1 protein-coding gene is annotated in these 996 nt (G+C 55.4%); it reads right to left on the bottom strand.

The features are described 5' to 3' along the window. Positions 1-996, bottom strand: a 996-nt coding sequence (locus tag J5224_RS30040) for a biotin/lipoyl-binding protein (RefSeq protein ID WP_264628711.1), incomplete at both ends; no start/stop codon positions are given.

Below are 996 nucleotides of genomic sequence, written 5' to 3'. Positions count from 1 at the left end.
TTCACTGGCCGTCTCCTGACGAGCGGCTCCCCGCCGTAACTGCTGTTGCAACAGTGCAATACGCTGGCGTTCAATATCGAGGCGATAATCGAGGTCGCTGGATCCCAGCTCCAGCAGGATATCTCCGGCATTAACCTGCTGACCATCGGTAACATAGAGGCGTTTTACCTGTGCGGGCAGCGGTGAGTAAAGGGTGCTGACGTTGGCGGCTTCCAGTACTGCCGGGATATGCACGCTACCGCGCCAGGGATAAAGCAGGACAAGCAGCGCCAACAGGCAAAACAGGATGACGCGCAGCAGGGATGCAGGCTGTATGGATGACCGCATAGACCACCAGATATAAGCTTCTTTTAAGATAGGCAACGCAATAAACCAGGCGATCTCAATCAGCATCAGGCCGATACCGATCACCTTGATAAAAAAGTGGTACACCACCAATGCGATGCCAAAGAACAGGAAGAAACGCCAGATCCACGAGGCGTATCCCCAGATAAGCAGTTTACGTTGCAGGTCAGGCGACCAGGTTTCCGGCGGCGGATGTCCGTAGCCAAACAGGCTTTCACGCAGTCGCCAACGGCATAGGGCGTAAGCACGCTCCTGCAAGTTTTCCACGCGCCAGAAATCGCTCAGTAAAAAGTAACCGTCAAAGCGCATCAGGGGGTTCAGGTTTACCGCCAGCGTGGTGACCCAGGTTGCACTGGAAAGCATAAAGGCCGCGGTGCGCATCGGGCCATCGGGCAGCAATGCCCAAACCAACAGTGCAATCCCGGCCAGCAGCATTTCGGCCAGAATGCCGCCAGCGCCAATCAACAGGCGTGAGCGCCGATCTTTAAGTTTCCAGGCATCGCTGACGTCAGTATAAAACAAGGGAAACATGACAATAAAGGCCACCCCCATGCTCTGCACCCGGCAGCCAGCGCGCTTCGCCATAAACGCGTGGCCTAGCTCATGAAAAAATTTGGCGAACACCAGAGAGACACCGAATACGGCCATACC

The sequence above is a fragment of the Candidatus Symbiopectobacterium sp. NZEC135 genome, assembly GCF_025962695.1.
Note: the sequence above shows the minus strand (reverse complement) of the source record. Positions and strands in the feature narration are given on the sequence as shown.